This window comes from Burkholderia sp. FL-7-2-10-S1-D7 (assembly GCF_001524185.1).
In the GTDB taxonomy this organism is placed as follows: Bacteria; Pseudomonadota; Gammaproteobacteria; order Burkholderiales; family Burkholderiaceae; genus Burkholderia; species Burkholderia diffusa.
Genome location: NZ_LOWY01000011.1, coordinates 113,750 through 128,793, shown reverse-complemented (window position 1 = coordinate 128,793; position 15,044 = coordinate 113,750). Strand labels below are relative to the sequence as shown.

Here is a 15,044-nt window from a genome sequence, read left to right as displayed (position 1 = left end):
ATGACCGTAGACCAACCCGTCAGCAAGGTGCTCGTGCTCGACGACAGCCGCGCGCATGCGGCGACGATCAAGCGCTTTTGCGACGAGCACAACCTGGTCGGCCTGACCGTGCGGCGCAACCGGCTGCTCAAGGTGCTGCGCTCGAACATCGATCTCGGCGCGATCCTGCTCGCCGAGGACTACGGCGGCTCGCCGGCCGAGAGCGCGATCATCGCGACGCAGATCGATGCGCTGCGGCCCGAGCTGCCGATCATCCTGCGCCGCACGTCGGATGCAGCGGACGCGTCGCGCGACGCGCTGCCCGATGCGCTCGCGCGCGTTGCATGCGCGGCCTACGTCGCCGACGACCTGACACCGCTCAAGCGCGCGATCGACGAATACCTGTTCGGACGCGACTACCCGAATGCGCTCGTGCGCGGCATCGCGGAGATCACGGAGGCGCGGCTCGACAGCCTGTTTCCGGGCATGACGATCGAGTGCGACAGGCCGTGCATCGTGCGCGACCAGATCATCTTCGGCGAGGTGTTCAGCCTGATCGCGCTGGAAAGCGCGTGGTGCCGCGGCTACATGTTGCTGCAGACGAGCGAGCAGCCGCTGCTCGACATGATCGGCGGCACTCGGGACGACGGCCGGGCACCCGATTTCCGCGACGTGAACAGCATGCTCGGCGAGTTGACCAATCTCGTGTGGGGCGCGTTCAAGAACCGCTATCTCGGCGACGCCGAGGCGCTTGCGCGCCATCCGGTGCAGGTTCCGCTCGTCGTCAATCACAAGCAGAAGTTCATTTCGTTCGGCGGCGACTGTCCGCAACTCTGCTTCAAGTACCAGATGACCGATCCCGCCTCGGGGCGGTCGGTGCGGCTCGACCAGCGCTTCGTGTTCAGCCTGAGCTGGTCGCCTGAGGATTTCCGCGAATTGGTGCAGGACGTCGGGCCGATGGTCGAGTCGGGCGAACTCGAACTGTTTTGAATTTCGACTGTTGAAGTCGGCAACAACGAAAGGGAAAGACGATGGCAAAGATTCTGGTGGTTGACGATTCGGGCACGGTGCGCGACGAAGTCGCGGGTTTCCTGCGCAATCACGGGCTCGACGTCGCGACGGCGGTGGACGGCAAGGACGGGCTTGCGAAGCTCAAGGCGACGCCCGGCGTGCGCCTCGTGATCAGCGACGTGAACATGCCGAACATGGACGGCCTGACGATGGTCGAGAAGATCCGCGGCGAACTGGCGAACACGTCGGTCAACATCGTGATGCTGACGACCGAAAGCAGTCCGGCGATGAAGGAGCGGGGCAAGGCCGCCGGCGTGAAGGGCTGGATCGTGAAGCCGTTCAAGGGCGACGCGGTGCTCGACGCGCTGAAGAAGCTCGCGGGCTGAGCCCGCACGCGGGCGATGCGTCGCCGTTGCGCGGCGATCAACGGGCAGCCGGCGCGGCCTTCGCTTCGCGGGGAGACGGCGTGCGAGCCGGCTTCGCCGGCCGGCCGGGCGGCTCCGCTGGACGCCGCGCGCAATGTGGAGGACGATTCGTGATCATGTCGATCGCGAATCCGGGCGTGTGCCGCCCGTGCTATCGGTTCGCGCTCGATCGAACCCCGTCGAGCGGAGCATCATGGAATCCCGTCACGAAACACCCGAGCCGATCCTGTTGCGCGACGTGCGCGACGGCGTCGTCACGCTGCGGCTGAACCGGCCGCAACAGTTCAACGCGTTGTCGGAGGCGATGCTCGCGAGCCTGCAGGACGCGTTCGATTCGCTGGCTGCCGATCCGCACGTGCGTTGCGTCGTGCTCGCCGCGGCGGGCAAGGCGTTCTGCGCGGGCCACGACCTGCGGGAGATGCGCGCCAGGCCCGAACTCGATTACTACCGCGCGCTGTTCGCGCAATGCAGCCGCGTGATGCTCGCGATGCGGGCATTGCCGGTGCCGGTGATCGCACGCGTGCACGGCATCGCGACGGCTGCCGGCTGCCAGCTCGTCGCCGCGTGCGATCTCGCCGTCGCAGCCGACACCGCGCGCTTCGCGGTCTCCGGAATCAACGTCGGGCTGTTCTGTTCGACGCCTGCCGTCGCATTGAGCCGCAACGTGTCGGCGAAGCGCGCGTTCGACATGCTTGTCACCGGGCGTTTCGTCGATGCGGCGACGGCTGCTGCCTGGGGGCTCGTCAACGAGGCCGTGCCCGAGGACGCGCTCGACGCGGCCGTCGCGCGCAAGGTCGCGGAGATCGTCGCGAAGAGCCCGGCGGCCGTGCGCTACGGCAAGCAGATGTTCTACCGGCAGCGCGAACTGCCGCTCGACGACGCGTACGCGTTTGCGGGCGACGTGATGGCGCGCAACATGATGGAGGAGGATGCCGGCGAGGGCATCGATGCGTTCCTGGAGAAGCGCGAGCCGGTGTGGCGTTCGTAGGCGCACGCCGCGGATGTGCCTGTCAAGCGGCGCGGAAGCGCCGTAACCAGCGCGTTTTTTTCGGCGCGGGTTTCCCGTCCGCCGCAACGCAAACGGGCCGCCCGAGGCGGCCCGCATGTGAGGCGGCACGCGCGGCGGCGCGCTAGTGCGCCGCAGCATCGGCGTCGATCAACGCCCGTGGCTGCCCGTGCGCAGCGCCGGCTGCACCGCCGACGCGCCGAGCGGCACGGTCACGACCGGCACGCGGAGCGCGAGTGCGCACATCAGCTCGTAGCCGATCGTGCCGCTGGCTTCCGCGACGTCGTCGACCTTCACCTGATCGCCCCACAGCTCGACGCTCGAGCCGATGCCCGCGTTCGGGCACGGCGTCAGGTCGACGGTCAGCATGTCCATCGACACGCGGCCGACGACGCGCGTCATCACGCCGTCCACCGCGATCGGCGTGCCGGTCGGCGCGTGGCGCGGATAGCCGTCCGCGTAGCCGCATGCGACGACGCCGATCCGCATCGGCTGGTCTGCCTTGAAGCGACGCCCGTAACCGACCGTTTCCTCCGGCGCGAGCGTCTGCACACCGATGATCTTGCTCGTCAGCGTCATCGCGGCGATCAGCGGCGTGTCGGCGATGTGCCGCGCCGCGCCGGTCGGCGACGCGCCGTACAGGATCGTGCCCGGCCGCACCCAGTCGCGATGCGCGCGCGGATGCCACAGCACGGCCGCCGAATTCGATGTCGAGCGCTCGCCCGGAATCCCTGCGGTGGCCGCATCGAACTGCTCGAGCTGCCAGTCGACTTCGCCTTCGTCGGCGTTCGCGAAATGCATCATCAGCGTGATCTTGCCGATCGACGGCGCGGCCGCCGCGCGTTCCCACGCGGCGCGGAATGCGTCGGGCCGGTAGCCGAGCCGGTTCATCCCGGAGTTCATCTTCAACTGGATGTCGATGGGCTGCCGCGGCTTCGCGGCAATCAGCAGGTCGAGCTGCGCGTCGCAGTGCACGGCCACCGTCAGCCGGTGGCGATCGGCCAGTTCGACGTCGGCCGGCTCGAAGATCCCTTCGAGCAGCAGCACCGGCTTGTCCCAGCCGAGCTCCCGCACGCGCACGGCTTCGTCGAGATCGAGCAGCGCGATGCCGTCGGCGGCCGCGAGGCCCGGATAGATCCGCTCGATCCCGTGACCGTATGCGTTGGCCTTGACCACGGCCCACACGCGCGATTGCGCGGCGGTGCGGCGGATGAAGTCGAGGTTGTGGCGGACGGCGTCGGGACGGATATGGGCGACGATGGGACGGGGCATGGGCGGGCTCGGTTCGAAAGTCGTTCGGCGCGCGCAGTGGCGCGGCGCGGGTAAGCAGGCTGGCGCGGCAACACGCCAAGCCAGTGGTGAGCGCTATCTTATTGGTGTTCGACCAGTTTTAATTAACGTTTTTATCGGCGATTTGGTGGAAATTGTGGCACCAGATCCATGCCGCCACAGCCTTCGGCAGGCTGCCTTGCTGAGGCTCCCGTCTAGAAAACCGGTGCGCGAACAGTTCGACGCAATGCTAAGCTCTGCGCGACCCTGTCATTGATCAATGTAATCATAAAGGAGGAGACTTTGATGACGACGTCCCAGATTTGCCTGTTCATCGTGGCGCTGTTGCCGTTCCCGATGACGTTCCTGGCCAAGGCTCGCAAAGGCTACGACAACCACGCGCCGCGCGAGTACCTGGCGAGGCTCGAAGGCTGGCGCGCGCGGGCGCAGGCCGCGCACCAGAATGCCTGGGAAGCGCTGGCGCTGTTTACGGCCGCATTGGTCGTCGCGTGGCACAACGGCGCGAATGCGCATCACGTCGACCAGCTCGCGATGGGGTTCGTCGCGATTCGCGTCGTCTATGCGCTGATGTACCTGCTGAACTGGGCGTCGCTGCGCTCGCTCGTGTGGTTCGCGGGGATGGCCTGCGTCGTCGCGCTGTTCTTTGCCGCGCCGTGACGCGAGGATGAACGGGGGCGCCCGCGCGGGCCTGGCGCGCGGGCTCGCTACGCACCGCCCGCGCCGCGCGCGTGACGGTCGTTGGATGCGGGCGCAACGATCTTCGCGAGCGGGAACGGCAGGTTGGCCGTCGCGGTGCCTGCGCGCGCTCGCGAAGGAGCCGGTGACGGTGGCGGTACACGCCGTTCGTTGAGCCTCGCCAGCGGTGGCCGGCATCACGATCGCCGCGGTGCCGGTGCGCATGGGGCCCTCCGGTCGCGCCGAATGACCGGGCGTGCGCCCGTCCGATCATGCGGCGGCGCACACCATCGTTGTCGTCGCGCGCGAGCCGGCACGGCGACACGTCCACTCGCCGAGGCGGACGGCCGCGCCGCACGTTTCCCGCTTCCACACCATTGCACCCTCGCCGCGTGGCGCAATCCCGCAGCACATTCCCGCCACGGCTGCCGCACGCCCGTCCGCGCACACCTTTCCTCCGATCAATCCCGTCCGTCCGGTTCGGGTTTCTCTCAACGCATTTTCCTGTTGAGTATTTTTTTGTTGTCGTAGTATCCGTGTTGACAACACTTGTTGCACTAATGTTTAATTCAACATCGCATGTTGCGGTGCGGCTTGATGTCGTCGTTCCCCGGCCAGCCGGCCGGTTACCTCGCTCAACCATGCGGAGAAAAGTCATGAGTCGCCGTTCCTTCCTGAAAGCCGTCGCGGTGGTTGCCGCGCTCGGCGCCAGCATCGCGCACGCGGATACCAGGACGCTCGTCGTCGGGACCGATACGTCGTTCATGCCGTTCGAGTTCAAGCAGGGCGACAAGTACGTCGGCTTCGATCTCGACTTGTGGGCGGAGATCGCAAAGGACCAAGGCTGGAAATACACGATCCAGCCGATGGATTTCGCCGGTCTGATCCCGGCGCTGCAGACGCAGAACATCGACGTCGCGCTGTCGGGAATGACCATCAAGGAAGAGCGGAAGAAGGCGATCGACTTCTCCGCGCCGTACTACGACAGCGGCCTGGCGGCGATGGTGCAGACGGACAACACGACGATCAAGTCGATCGACGACCTGAACGGCAAGGTGATCGCCGCGAAGACGGGCACCGCGACGATCGACTGGATCAAGGCGCACCTGAAGCCGAAGGAGATCCGCCAGTTCCCGAACATCGACCAGGCGTACCTCGCGCTCGAGGCCGGCCGCGTCGACGCGGCGATGCACGACACGCCGAACGTGCTGTTCTTCGTGAACAACGAGGGCAAGGGCAAGGTGAAGGTCGCGGGCCAGCCGGTCAGCGGCGACAAGTACGGGATCGGTTTCCCGAAGGGCAGCGCGCTCGTGCCGAAGGTCAACGCGTCGCTCGTGAAGATCCGGGCCGACGGCCGCTACGCGCAGATCTACAAGAAGTGGTTCGGCGCCGAGCCGCCGAAGATGTGAGCGTGACGGCACAGCATGGCGCGGCGCAGGTGGCCGCGCCGGTCTTGAATCGGACGGGGAGCGACACGTGAATTTCGATTGGTCTGCGATCTGGGCGGCGTTGCCGGACCTGATGGACGGGGTCCGGCTGACGGTGTTCATCGCATTTTTCGGGCTGGTGGGCGGATTCGTCGTCGGGATGATCGCGGGCATGTTCCGCGCATACGGACCGAAGGCGATGAACGTGCTCGCACAGGTTTATATTGAATTGATCCGCGGCACGCCGATCGTCGTGCAGGTGATGTTCCTGTACTTCGCGTTGCCGCTGCTCGCGCATATCCGGATCGACGGCCTGACGGCCGCGATCATCGCGATCACGGTGAATTCGGGCGCGTATCTCGCGGAAGTGGTGCGCGGCGCGCTGCTGTCGATCCCGAAGGGGCTGACGGAAGCGGGGCTCGCGATGGGCCTGTCGATGCCGCGCGTGCTGCTGAAGGTGGTTGGGCCGCTCGCGTTCCGGCGCCTGATTCCGCCGCTCGGCAACCAGTGCATCGTGAGCCTCAAGGACACGTCGCTGTTCATCGTCATCGGCGTCGGCGAATTGACGCGCAAGGGGCAGGAAATCATTGCCGGCAATTTCCAGGCGGTCGAGATCTGGACCGCAGTGGCTGTCATCTACCTGCTGCTGACCGGCGCGATGACGCTGACGCTTCGGCTCGTCGAAAAGAGGATGCGGATCTTATGAGCATGATCGAATTCCAGAACGTGTCGAAGAGCTTCGGCCATGTGCCGGTGCTCAAGCATATCGACCTGAAGATCGATGCGGGCGAGGTGGTCGTCGTGATCGGTCCGTCGGGCTCGGGCAAGTCGACGATGCTGCGCTGTATCAACGCGCTCGAGAAGATCACCGGCGGCGAGCTGCTGGTCGACGGCCAGAGCGTGCGCGGCAACGCGTCGACGATCCGCAACATCCGGCTCGAAGCGGGCATGGTGTTCCAGCAGTTCAACCTGTTTCCGCAGATGACCGCGCTCGAGAACGTGATGTTCGGGCCGATCCAGGTACGCGGCGCATCGCGTGCCGATGCGCGGGACCAGGCGATGGCGCTGCTCGACAAGGTCGGCCTCGAATCGCGCGCGAATCATTACCCGTCGGAGCTGTCGGGCGGCCAGCAGCAGCGCGTCGCGATCGCGCGCGCGCTCGCGATCCGGCCGCGGCTGATGCTGTTCGACGAGCCGACGTCGGCGCTCGATCCGGAATTGCGCCACGAAGTGCTGAAAGTGATGCAGGATCTCGCGAACGAAGGGATGACGATGATCGTCGTCACGCACGAGATCGGCTTCGCGAAGCGGGTCGGCACGCGGTTGCTGTTCATGGATCAGGGCGGCATCGCCGAGGACGGCCATCCGGTCGACCTGATCGACCGGCCGCCGACGCCGCGCCTGAAGGAATTCCTGAAACACGTGTCCTGAACGAAACCGAACCATCCGACATGCCGCTTTCCCTTTCTCCCGTCATCGCCGGCGCGCCGTTCGACATCGGCGTGCGCCTCGGCGAGCTTGCCCGCCCCGTGTTCGATGCGTACATGCAGCAGAGCAGCGCATGGCAGGCCGTGCGCCGCTGGCGCGGCCATCCGTTCGTGGCCGCGCTGCGGCAGGCCGCACTGGCCGCGTACCCGGAACTCGTCGCGGAGCTGGACGGGATCGCGGCAGGCGTCGGCTGGCCGGCCGAAGACATCTTTCTGTGGAACTGCCGCGGCGAACTGATCCATCACGCGCCGGACGGCTGCACGACGCTCGCCGGACGCGACGCGCACGGCACGCGCTGGATCGCGCACAACGAGGACGGCGATCCGTACCTGCGCGAGCGCTGTCTGCTGGTCGACGTGCAGCCGCAGGGCAAGCCGGGCTTCATCAGTTTCTATTACCCGGGCTCGCTGCCCGGGCATACGTTCGCCGCGAACCGCGCCGGCATCGCGCAGGCGATCAACAACTTGCGGATCCGCACGCCGGCGGCCGGCGTGCCGCGGATGATCCTCGCGCGCGCCGTGCTCGACGCGACGTCGCTCGATGCGGCCGCCGACGTGCTGCGCACGCATGCGCGCGCAAGCGGCTTTCACCACACGCTCGGCGCAACCGGCGATACGAGGCTCCTGAGCATCGAGGCGAGCGTCGCGCGCTGTTCGGTCGTCGACGTTGCGCGTCTTGCCGGTCATGCGAACCATCTCGTGCATCCGGGATGCGAGGGCGAAGCGCAGATCGTCACGCAATCGTCCGGTGATCGTCAGCGGCGTGTCGATGTGCTGACGCCGGGCATCGACGCGATCGACGAAGCCGCGCTGCTGCGCGTGCTCGGCGACCGCGCACCGCAAGGGCTGCCGATCTATCGCGACGATCCGGCCGACCCCGACCATGAAAACACGCTGGCGACCGCCGTATTCGCGATTCGCGACACCGCGATCGACTTCGCCATTCACCAGCACGGCACGCAGCGTTTCGCGACGCGCATCGTGCCGACCGCGCACGCGCGCAGCGCGTCCTGATCCATGAGGCAACGCATGACGACCGTTTTTCATCGCGCTCCACGCGCCACCTTGCCCGTCGCCGTCGCAGGCGACGGCATCGAGATCATCGATTCGACCGGCAAACGCTACATCGACGCGTGCGGCGGCGCGGCTGTATCGTGCCTCGGCCACAGCAACCAGCGCGTGATCGACGCGATCAAGCGGCAGGTGCAGCAACTGCCGTACGCGCATACGTCGTTCTTCACGACCGACGTGGCGGAAGAGCTGGCCGACCGGCTCGTCGAGGCCGCGCCGGCCGGTCTCGAACACGTGTATTTCGTGTCGGGCGGCTCCGAGGCGATCGAAGCCGCATTGAAGCTCGCGCGCCAGTATTTCGTCGAGAAGGGCGAGCCGCAGCGCCGCCATTTCATCGCACGTCGCCAGAGCTATCACGGCAACACGCTCGGCGCGCTCGCGATCGGCGGCAACGCATGGCGGCGCGAGCCGTTCCTGCCGCTGCTGATCGAAGCCCATCACGTGAGCCCGTGCTATGCGTATCGCGACCAGCACGCGGGCGAAACCGACGAAGCCTATGCGGAGCGCCTGGCTGACGAGCTGGAGCAGAAGATCGTCGAACTCGGTGCGGAAAACGTCGCGGCATTCGTCGCGGAAACGGTGGTCGGCGCGACGGCCGGCGCGGTGCCGCCGGTACGCACCTACCTGAAGAAGATTCGCGCGGTGTGCGACAAGTACGGCGTGCTGTTGATCCTCGACGAAATCATGTCGGGGATGGGGCGCACCGGATACCTGTTCGCATGCGACGAAGATGGCGTCGCGCCCGACCTGCTGACGATCGCGAAAGGGCTCGGCGCAGGGTACCAGCCAATCGGCGCGACGCTGGTGAGCGATCGCATCTACCGGACGATCGTCGACGGATCGGGTTTCTTCCAGCACGGCCACACGTATCTCGGTCACGCAACGGCCTGCGCGGCCGCGCTCGAGGTGCAGCGCGTGATCGCCGAAGATAAGCTGCTCGACAACGTGAAGGTGCGCGGCGAGCAACTGCGTGCGTCGCTGCGCGAGCATTACGGCGCGCATCCGCATGTCGGCGACGTGCGCGGCCGCGGGCTGTTCGTCGGCGTCGAGCTCGTGCGCGATCGCGACAGCAAGGCGACGTTCGATCCCGCGCTTAAGCTGCATGCGGCGGTCAAGCGCGAGGCGATGCAGCGCGGCCTGATGGTGTATCCGATGGGCGGCACGATCGACGGCGTGCACGGCGATCACATCCTGATCGCACCGCCGTTCGTCTGCACCGCGCAGCAGATCGACACGATCGTCGAACGGCTGTCCGGCGCGATCGATGCCGCGCTCGCCTCGGCCGGCGCGTGAACCACGACCTCACTCAATCCTCACCATGACCGACAGACTGCCTCCCTTCGATCCCGCATCGGCCACCGACGAGCAGAAGGCCGTGCTCGCCGACATTCTCAGCGGCCCGCGCGGCAACCTGAACGGGCCGTTCCTCGGCTGGATCGCGAGTCCCGAACTCGCGCAGCACGCGCAGCGGCTCGGCGCATTCTGCCGCTATCGCACGGGTTTGCCGTTGCGCCTGTCGGAGCTCGCGATTCTCGTGACGGCCGCGCGTTGGCGCTCGCAGGCCGAGTGGCACATCCATCATCCGATCGCGCTCGATGCCGGTGTGCCGGCCGCCACGGCCGACGCGATCCGCCGGGGCGTCGAGCCGGCGTTCGAATCGGACGACGATGCGCTGATCCATGCGTTCGCGACCGAGCTGTATGACACGCGGCGCGTGAGCGATGCGACGTTCGCGCGCGCGCAGGCGCGTTTCGGCCACGAGACCGTCGTGAACCTCGTCGCGCTGCTCGGCTATTACGCGCTCGTGGCGATGACGCTCAACACGTTCGGTATGCGCGCGGACGGACAAACTGATCTGCCGTTTCCGGAGTAATCGCACGCTTGCGCGTGCGTCGGCAGCCTGCCGCGTGCGCGTTCCGATTGCGTCGAAAAGCCGGTCTGCATGGGATTTTTGGTGTTTTGGCACGGGCTGAGTGACATCCTCGCGACGTCTTGCCGATGCACGTCGCATCGCCTGCACGTCAGCGCGGGAAGTCTCCCCCGGACCGTCCGATGAAATATCGTAAGGTGCAACGCATCAACGACACGGGCGACCGCACGGGCAGGCTCAATCGTGCATGCAAGTACCTGCGTGTGCGATTCGCGGTGTCGAACCGTCTGACGATAGGGCGGCGCGGTGTTGCAAGGCCTCGCCGCGCTGGGGTCGACATCAATGAAACGAATTGTATTCGTGCGGGATCAGCCGCGATCGCACGCGTATGATGGCTTGTTCACGTCGATCAGATCGGTGAGCAAGCATGACTAGTACCCGCAAGACATTGATGATCGCCGGCGGCCTGCTGGTTGCCGCGGCTGCCACAGGCTACGTGATGCTCCTGCGTGCGGACCACCGCGCGATCGCGGAGGCCGGCATCGGCGATTCCGCGGCCCCTGCTGCCGCCGTGGCGGCCGCGAACGACGGCCACGTCGCGCAAGGCGCGATCGCGCCACCTGCGCCCGTCGTCGCCGCGCCGGCGGCACCGGCCAAGACGAGTGCGCCGCCGCCGATCGTTCACGTCGTGACGGTCGAGCCGGAGGATGCGACCCCGCCGAAAGCCCAGGCCGCTCAGCCGGCCAAGGCGCCGGTACAAGCGGCGCAACCCGTGCAATCGACCCCGCCGGTCCAGGCGACGCAGGCTGCTGGGCCGAGTCAGCAGGCCGAGCCGCCGACCCAGCACGCGGCGCGCAAGCGCGACGGGCTCGAGCGGCACGTGGCCGCGACACCCGCGAGGAAATCCGAAACGCCTGAAACCGCCGCACTCGTGCGGGAATCGGCAAAGCTCGATCCGTCGTTGCCGCCGCCGCAATACGTGGCGACGCCGAGCGCCGATCGGCAGCACGCGTCGACGGGCGCGAATCCGGTTGCCGCCGCGATGACCGATCAACTGGTCAGGCAGTCGAGCAGCTTCAAGTCGGCTACACCGGCGAGTGCCGGGCCCGGCGGGGCTCAGTGAGAACGGAGCGGCCGCGCGCGCGCAGCGCCGCTCGACGCCGGATGAAAAAGGGCCCCGCACGCCGACCAGGGCATGCGGGGCCAAGAGAGACAAGCCTGTGCGGTGCGTCGCGCGTTACGCGGCGATCGCTTCTTCGGCCTGCGGCGCGTCGGCGGTAGCCGGCGTCGCGTCTTGCCGGATCAGGTGATCGAACGCGCCGAGCGATGCCTTCGCGCCTTCGCCCACCGCGATCACGATCTGCTTGAACGGCACCGTCGTCACGTCGCCGGCGGCAAACACACCCGGCACCGACGTCGCACCGCGCGCATCGACGACGATCTCGCCATGCTTCGACAGTTCGATCGTGCCTTTCAGCCACTCGGTGTTGGGCACGAGGCCGATCTGCACGAACACGCCTTCGAGATCGACGCGCTTCGTTTCACCCGAACGCAGATCCTTGTAGACGAGCCCGTTCAGCTTGCTGCCGTCGCCGGTCAACTCGGTCGCCTGTGCCTGTGTGACGATCGTCACGTTCGGCAGGCTGCGCAGCTTGCGCTGCAGCACTTCGTCCGCGCGCAGTTGCGCGCCGTATTCGATCAGCGTGACTTCCTTCACGATGCCGGCCAGATCGATCGCGGCCTCGACGCCCGAGTTGCCGCCGCCGACCACCGCGACGCGCTTGCCCTTGAACAACGGGCCGTCGCAGTGGGGGCAGTATGCGACGCCACGGTTGCGGTATTCGCGCTCGCCCGGTACGTTGATTTCGCGCCAGCGCGCGCCGGTCGCGAGAATGATCGTCTTCGCCTTCAGCACCGCGCCGTTCGCGAGGCGGATCTGGTGCACGTCGCCCGGAATCAGCGCGTCGGCGCGTTGCACGTCCATGATGTCGACGTCGTACTGCTTCACGTGCTGCTCGAGCGCCGTGGCGAACTTCGGTCCCTCCGTTTCCTGCACCGACACGAAGTTCTCGATCGCCATCGTGTCGAGCACCTGGCCGCCGAAGCGCTCGGCGACGACACCCGTCGCGATGCCCTTGCGCGCCGAGTAGATCGCGGCGGCCGCACCGGCCGGGCCGCCACCGACGATCAGCGTGTCGAACACCGGCTTGTTTTCGAGCGACTTCGCGGCGCGGGCGCTCGCGCCGGTGTCGAGCTTCGCGAGGATTTCCTTCACGCTGCTGCGGCCCTGGCCGAACGATTCGCCATTCAGGAACATCGTCGGCACGGCCATGATCTGGCGCGCTTCGACCTCGTTCTGGAACAATGCGCCGTCGATCGCGACGTGGCGAATGCGCGGGTTGATCAGCGACATCACGTTCAGCGCCTGCACGACTTCCGGGCAGTTCTGGCACGACAGCGAGAAATACGTCTCGAACGCGTAGTCGCCGTCGAGCGCGCGGATCTGTTCGATCACGTCGTCGTCGAGCTTGATCGGATGGCCGCCCGTCTGCAGCAGCGCGAGCACGAGCGACGTGAATTCATGGCCCATCGGTATGCCGGCGAAGCGGATACCGGCCGGCTTGCCGGGTTCGCCGATCGAGAACGACGGCTTGCGTTCGGCATCGTCGCGGCGTTCGGTTACGGTCACGCGCGACGTCAGCGACGCAATCTCGTTCAGCAGCGCAAGCAGTTCCTGCGATTTCGCGCTGTCATCGAGCGATGCGACGAGTTCGATCGGGCGCGTGATCTTTTCGAGGTACGCCTTCAGTTGGTTCTTGAGATTGGCGTCGAGCATGGCGTTTCGGATTCCGTATTGATTATACTGGTCGGGCACGTCGTGCCGGAGGAGGGTGCGGGCCGCACGAAGCGGCCCGCATTCGCGTGACGCGCGCGCCTCGTGCGAGGCGCGCGGCGCGATCGTCAGATCTTGCCGATCAGGTCGAGCGACGGGGTCAGCGTCTCCGCACCCGGGGTCCACTTGGCCGGGCACACTTCACCCGGGTGCGCCGCGATGTATTGCGCGGCCTGCACCTTGCGCAGCAGTTCGCCTGCGTCGCGGCCGATGCCGTTGTCGTGGATTTCGCACAGCTTGATCTCGCCTTCCGGGTTGATCACGAACGTGCCGCGCAGCGCCATTCCTTCTTCCTCGATCAGCACGTCGAAGTTGCGCGACAGCGTGAGCGTCGGATCGCCGATCATCGGGTACTTGATCTTGCCGATCGTCTCCGACGTGTCGTGCCATGCCTTGTGCGTGAAGTGCGTATCGGTCGACACGCCGTAGATTTCGACACCCAGCTTCAGGAATTCCGCGTAGCGGTCGGCGAGGTCGCCCAGCTCGGTCGGGCAGACGAACGTGAAGTCGGCCGGGTAGAACACGACGACGGACCACTTGCCCTTGAAGTTCTCTTCGGACACGGGCACGAAATCGCCGTTGTGGTATGCGGTTGCCTTGAACGGTTTGATTTGGGTGTTGATGATCGGCATCTTGCGAGTTCCTTTGCTTGGGTGTTGATGAAGTGTTGCCAGTATCCGGGTTCACCCCTGGTTTGTGAAATTGCTTGTGTTAATCCGCGGCATCGGGAATTTCTATCTGCTTCCGGCCCCGTCGCGGCGGGCCGTCCGGTCGGCCCGTGCCATCCGGGCCGGGCCTTCCGGCGGATTTCGGCCCGAAGGCGCTTCTGACACATTGGGCGTGCGGGAGGGCGCGGCGCCGGGCGATGGCGACGCGCCCCGCGCAAGGGCCCGGCGCCCGTTCGGCACGAACGGTTGCGCGGTCGTCAGACACTCTCCGTCCCACTGCCGCCATGAATCTCTTTTCCGGACGCGCAATGCGTGCACTGCCCGCATGGTTCCGCGAGATCGCTCTCGAGGGGCGATGCCTGCATCGGCTCTTGCGCGGTGTGGCCTGCGTACTCGTGACCGTGTCGTGCGCCGCGCCGGCGCTCGCCGTCGATGCCTCCACGCCGGCCGCGACGGCGACACCGGCCACCACGTCGACCGGGCTCGTGCAGATGCCCGACGGCCGGCTGCTCGCGCCCGAGTTCGCTCGCATCGTCACGCGCGGCACGCTCGTCGTCGCGGTGCTCGGCGTGGATCAGCCGCCGTTCTTCATGTCGCGCAACGGCGCATTGGCGGGCGTCGATATCGATCTCGCCGACGAACTCGCGAAAAAACTCGGCGTGTCCGTGCAGTTCGACCGCGCTGCGCGCACCTTCGACGACGTCGTTCAGCTGCTCGCGACCGGGCAGGCCGACGTCGCGATCAGCAAGCTGTCGCGGACGTTGCCGCGTGCACAGGTGGTCCGCTTCAGCACGCCGTACATCAACCTGCGGCGCGCGCTGCTGATCAACCGCGTCAGCTTCGCGGAACTCGCGAAAGGGCGCCCGCTGCCGGAAGTCGTGCGCGATTACCGCGGCACGATCGGCGTCGTCGCCGGGTCGGCCTACGCGGAATACGTGCGCAACGACTTCCCGGCTGCGCGGGTGCGCACCTACCCGAGCTGGCCGGCGACGCTCGACGCACTGAACGCGGGCGCGGTCACGGCCGTGTATCGCGACGAACTCGCGATCAAGTTCGTGATGCAGGGCGACCCGACCGCGCCGATCCGTTTGCGCGTCGCGACCTTCGACGACCTCACCGACGCGCTTGCCGTCGGCGTGCCGGTGTCCACGCCGACGCTGCTCGCGTTCGTCAATCAGTTCCTGGCCGAGCGCAGCAAGCGGCTCGACGTGAAATCCTTGCTCGACGCGATGGGCCGCTGAC

The 15,044-nt window shown here is 66.8% G+C and carries 15 protein-coding genes; 12 read left to right on the top strand and 3 right to left on the bottom strand.

Features of this window, described 5'->3' with window-relative positions:
* The 3 genes from WS75_RS03360 to WS75_RS03350 all read left to right on the top strand — a co-directional run bounded on the left by WS75_RS03360 (nucleotide 1) and on the right by WS75_RS03350 (nucleotide 2,403).
* Nucleotides 1–969 carry a chemotaxis protein CheX gene (locus WS75_RS03360; protein WP_059679155.1) on the top strand — a complete coding sequence of 323 codons (969 nt, stop codon included), beginning with the start codon at nucleotides 1–3 and terminating at the stop codon, nucleotides 967–969.
* 41 nt (nucleotides 970–1,010) lie between these two features.
* Nucleotides 1,011–1,376: a response regulator gene (locus WS75_RS03355; protein WP_059607780.1), complete on the top strand. Its 366-nt coding sequence runs from the start codon at nucleotides 1,011–1,013 to the stop codon at nucleotides 1,374–1,376.
* Between the two features lie 232 nt (nucleotides 1,377–1,608).
* Nucleotides 1,609–2,403, top strand: coding sequence for an enoyl-CoA hydratase (locus tag WS75_RS03350; protein WP_059679154.1), 795 nt, complete (start codon nucleotides 1,609–1,611; stop codon nucleotides 2,401–2,403).
* Between the two features lie 168 nt (nucleotides 2,404–2,571).
* Here WS75_RS03350 and alr read toward each other — a convergent pair whose 3' ends face one another.
* Nucleotides 2,572–3,693: an alanine racemase gene (alr, locus tag WS75_RS03345; protein ID WP_059679153.1), complete on the bottom strand. Its 1,122-nt coding sequence runs from the start codon at nucleotides 3,691–3,693 to the stop codon at nucleotides 2,572–2,574.
* Nucleotides 3,694–3,996: 303 nt separating this feature from the next.
* Between alr and WS75_RS03340 the strand changes: the two genes are divergently transcribed.
* The 8 genes from WS75_RS03340 to WS75_RS03305 all read left to right on the top strand — a co-directional run bounded on the left by WS75_RS03340 (nucleotide 3,997) and on the right by WS75_RS03305 (nucleotide 11,364).
* A complete protein-coding gene (locus tag WS75_RS03340; RefSeq protein ID WP_059607783.1) occupies nucleotides 3,997–4,368 on the top strand; it encodes an MAPEG family protein in 372 nt (123 codons plus the stop codon).
* Nucleotides 4,369–5,042: 674 nt separating this feature from the next.
* Complete coding sequence (gene glnH, locus WS75_RS03335; protein WP_059679152.1) at nucleotides 5,043–5,795, top strand: glutamine ABC transporter substrate-binding protein GlnH; 753 nt, start codon at nucleotides 5,043–5,045, stop codon at nucleotides 5,793–5,795.
* Nucleotides 5,796–5,862: 67 nt separating this feature from the next.
* Nucleotides 5,863–6,519 (top strand): glutamine ABC transporter permease GlnP, encoded by a 657-nt coding sequence (gene glnP / locus WS75_RS03330; RefSeq protein WP_059607785.1) that lies wholly within the window; start codon nucleotides 5,863–5,865, stop codon nucleotides 6,517–6,519.
* A complete protein-coding gene (gene glnQ, locus WS75_RS03325; protein ID WP_059679151.1) occupies nucleotides 6,516–7,244 on the top strand; it encodes a glutamine ABC transporter ATP-binding protein GlnQ in 729 nt (242 codons plus the stop codon). Before glnP ends, glnQ begins: the two co-directional genes overlap by 4 nt.
* A 20-nt stretch (nucleotides 7,245–7,264) precedes the next feature.
* The gene (locus tag WS75_RS03320) at nucleotides 7,265–8,314 is read left to right on the top strand and encodes a C45 family autoproteolytic acyltransferase/hydolase (protein WP_059679150.1); all 1,050 of its coding nucleotides are present in this window, start codon (nucleotides 7,265–7,267) and stop codon (nucleotides 8,312–8,314) included.
* 15 nt (nucleotides 8,315–8,329) lie between these two features.
* Nucleotides 8,330–9,664, top strand: coding sequence for an aspartate aminotransferase family protein (locus tag WS75_RS03315; RefSeq protein WP_059679149.1), 1,335 nt, complete (start codon nucleotides 8,330–8,332; stop codon nucleotides 9,662–9,664).
* A 25-nt stretch (nucleotides 9,665–9,689) separates the two neighbouring features.
* The gene (locus WS75_RS03310) at nucleotides 9,690–10,244 is read left to right on the top strand and encodes a carboxymuconolactone decarboxylase family protein (protein WP_059679148.1); all 555 of its coding nucleotides are present in this window, start codon (nucleotides 9,690–9,692) and stop codon (nucleotides 10,242–10,244) included.
* A 424-nt stretch (nucleotides 10,245–10,668) separates the two neighbouring features.
* Nucleotides 10,669–11,364, top strand: coding sequence for a hypothetical protein (locus WS75_RS03305; protein WP_059679147.1), 696 nt, complete (start codon nucleotides 10,669–10,671; stop codon nucleotides 11,362–11,364).
* A 114-nt stretch (nucleotides 11,365–11,478) separates the two neighbouring features.
* Here WS75_RS03305 and ahpF read toward each other — a convergent pair whose 3' ends face one another.
* Together ahpF and ahpC are read right to left on the bottom strand one after the other, a co-directional pair.
* A complete protein-coding gene (gene ahpF / locus WS75_RS03300) occupies nucleotides 11,479–13,077 on the bottom strand; it encodes an alkyl hydroperoxide reductase subunit F (RefSeq protein WP_059679146.1) in 1,599 nt (532 codons plus the stop codon).
* Between the two features lie 125 nt (nucleotides 13,078–13,202).
* Complete coding sequence (ahpC, locus tag WS75_RS03295; protein ID WP_059679145.1) at nucleotides 13,203–13,766, bottom strand: alkyl hydroperoxide reductase subunit C; 564 nt, start codon at nucleotides 13,764–13,766, stop codon at nucleotides 13,203–13,205.
* Between the two features lie 320 nt (nucleotides 13,767–14,086).
* On the opposite strand from ahpC, the gene WS75_RS03290 reads away from it, so the two are divergent.
* Nucleotides 14,087–15,043 carry an ABC transporter substrate-binding protein gene (locus tag WS75_RS03290; protein ID WP_059679144.1) on the top strand — a complete coding sequence of 319 codons (957 nt, stop codon included), beginning with the start codon at nucleotides 14,087–14,089 and terminating at the stop codon, nucleotides 15,041–15,043.
* Nucleotide 15,044 lies beyond the last annotated feature (1 nt).

Excerpts from the sequence above, each read along its gene's own strand:
- WS75_RS03360 (WP_059679155.1), top strand. The coding sequence starts at position 1 with ATGACCGTAGACCAACCCGTCAGCAAGGTGCTCGTGCTCGACGACAGC.
- WS75_RS03355 (WP_059607780.1), top strand. The coding sequence starts at position 1,011 with ATGGCAAAGATTCTGGTGGTTGACGATTCGGGCACGGTGCGCGACGAA.
- WS75_RS03350 (WP_059679154.1), top strand. The coding sequence starts at position 1,609 with ATGGAATCCCGTCACGAAACACCCGAGCCGATCCTGTTGCGCGACGTG.
- alr (WP_059679153.1), bottom strand. The coding sequence starts at position 3,693 with ATGCCCCGTCCCATCGTCGCCCATATCCGTCCCGACGCCGTCCGCCAC.
- WS75_RS03340 (WP_059607783.1), top strand. The coding sequence starts at position 3,997 with ATGACGACGTCCCAGATTTGCCTGTTCATCGTGGCGCTGTTGCCGTTC.
- glnH (WP_059679152.1), top strand. The coding sequence starts at position 5,043 with ATGAGTCGCCGTTCCTTCCTGAAAGCCGTCGCGGTGGTTGCCGCGCTC.
- glnQ (WP_059679151.1), top strand. The coding sequence starts at position 6,516 with ATGAGCATGATCGAATTCCAGAACGTGTCGAAGAGCTTCGGCCATGTG.
- WS75_RS03320 (WP_059679150.1), top strand. The coding sequence starts at position 7,265 with ATGCCGCTTTCCCTTTCTCCCGTCATCGCCGGCGCGCCGTTCGACATC.
- WS75_RS03315 (WP_059679149.1), top strand. The coding sequence starts at position 8,330 with ATGACGACCGTTTTTCATCGCGCTCCACGCGCCACCTTGCCCGTCGCC.
- WS75_RS03310 (WP_059679148.1), top strand. The coding sequence starts at position 9,690 with ATGACCGACAGACTGCCTCCCTTCGATCCCGCATCGGCCACCGACGAG.
- WS75_RS03305 (WP_059679147.1), top strand. The coding sequence starts at position 10,669 with ATGACTAGTACCCGCAAGACATTGATGATCGCCGGCGGCCTGCTGGTT.
- ahpF (WP_059679146.1), bottom strand. The coding sequence starts at position 13,077 with ATGCTCGACGCCAATCTCAAGAACCAACTGAAGGCGTACCTCGAAAAG.
- ahpC (WP_059679145.1), bottom strand. The coding sequence starts at position 13,766 with ATGCCGATCATCAACACCCAAATCAAACCGTTCAAGGCAACCGCATAC.
- WS75_RS03290 (WP_059679144.1), top strand. The coding sequence starts at position 14,087 with ATGAATCTCTTTTCCGGACGCGCAATGCGTGCACTGCCCGCATGGTTC.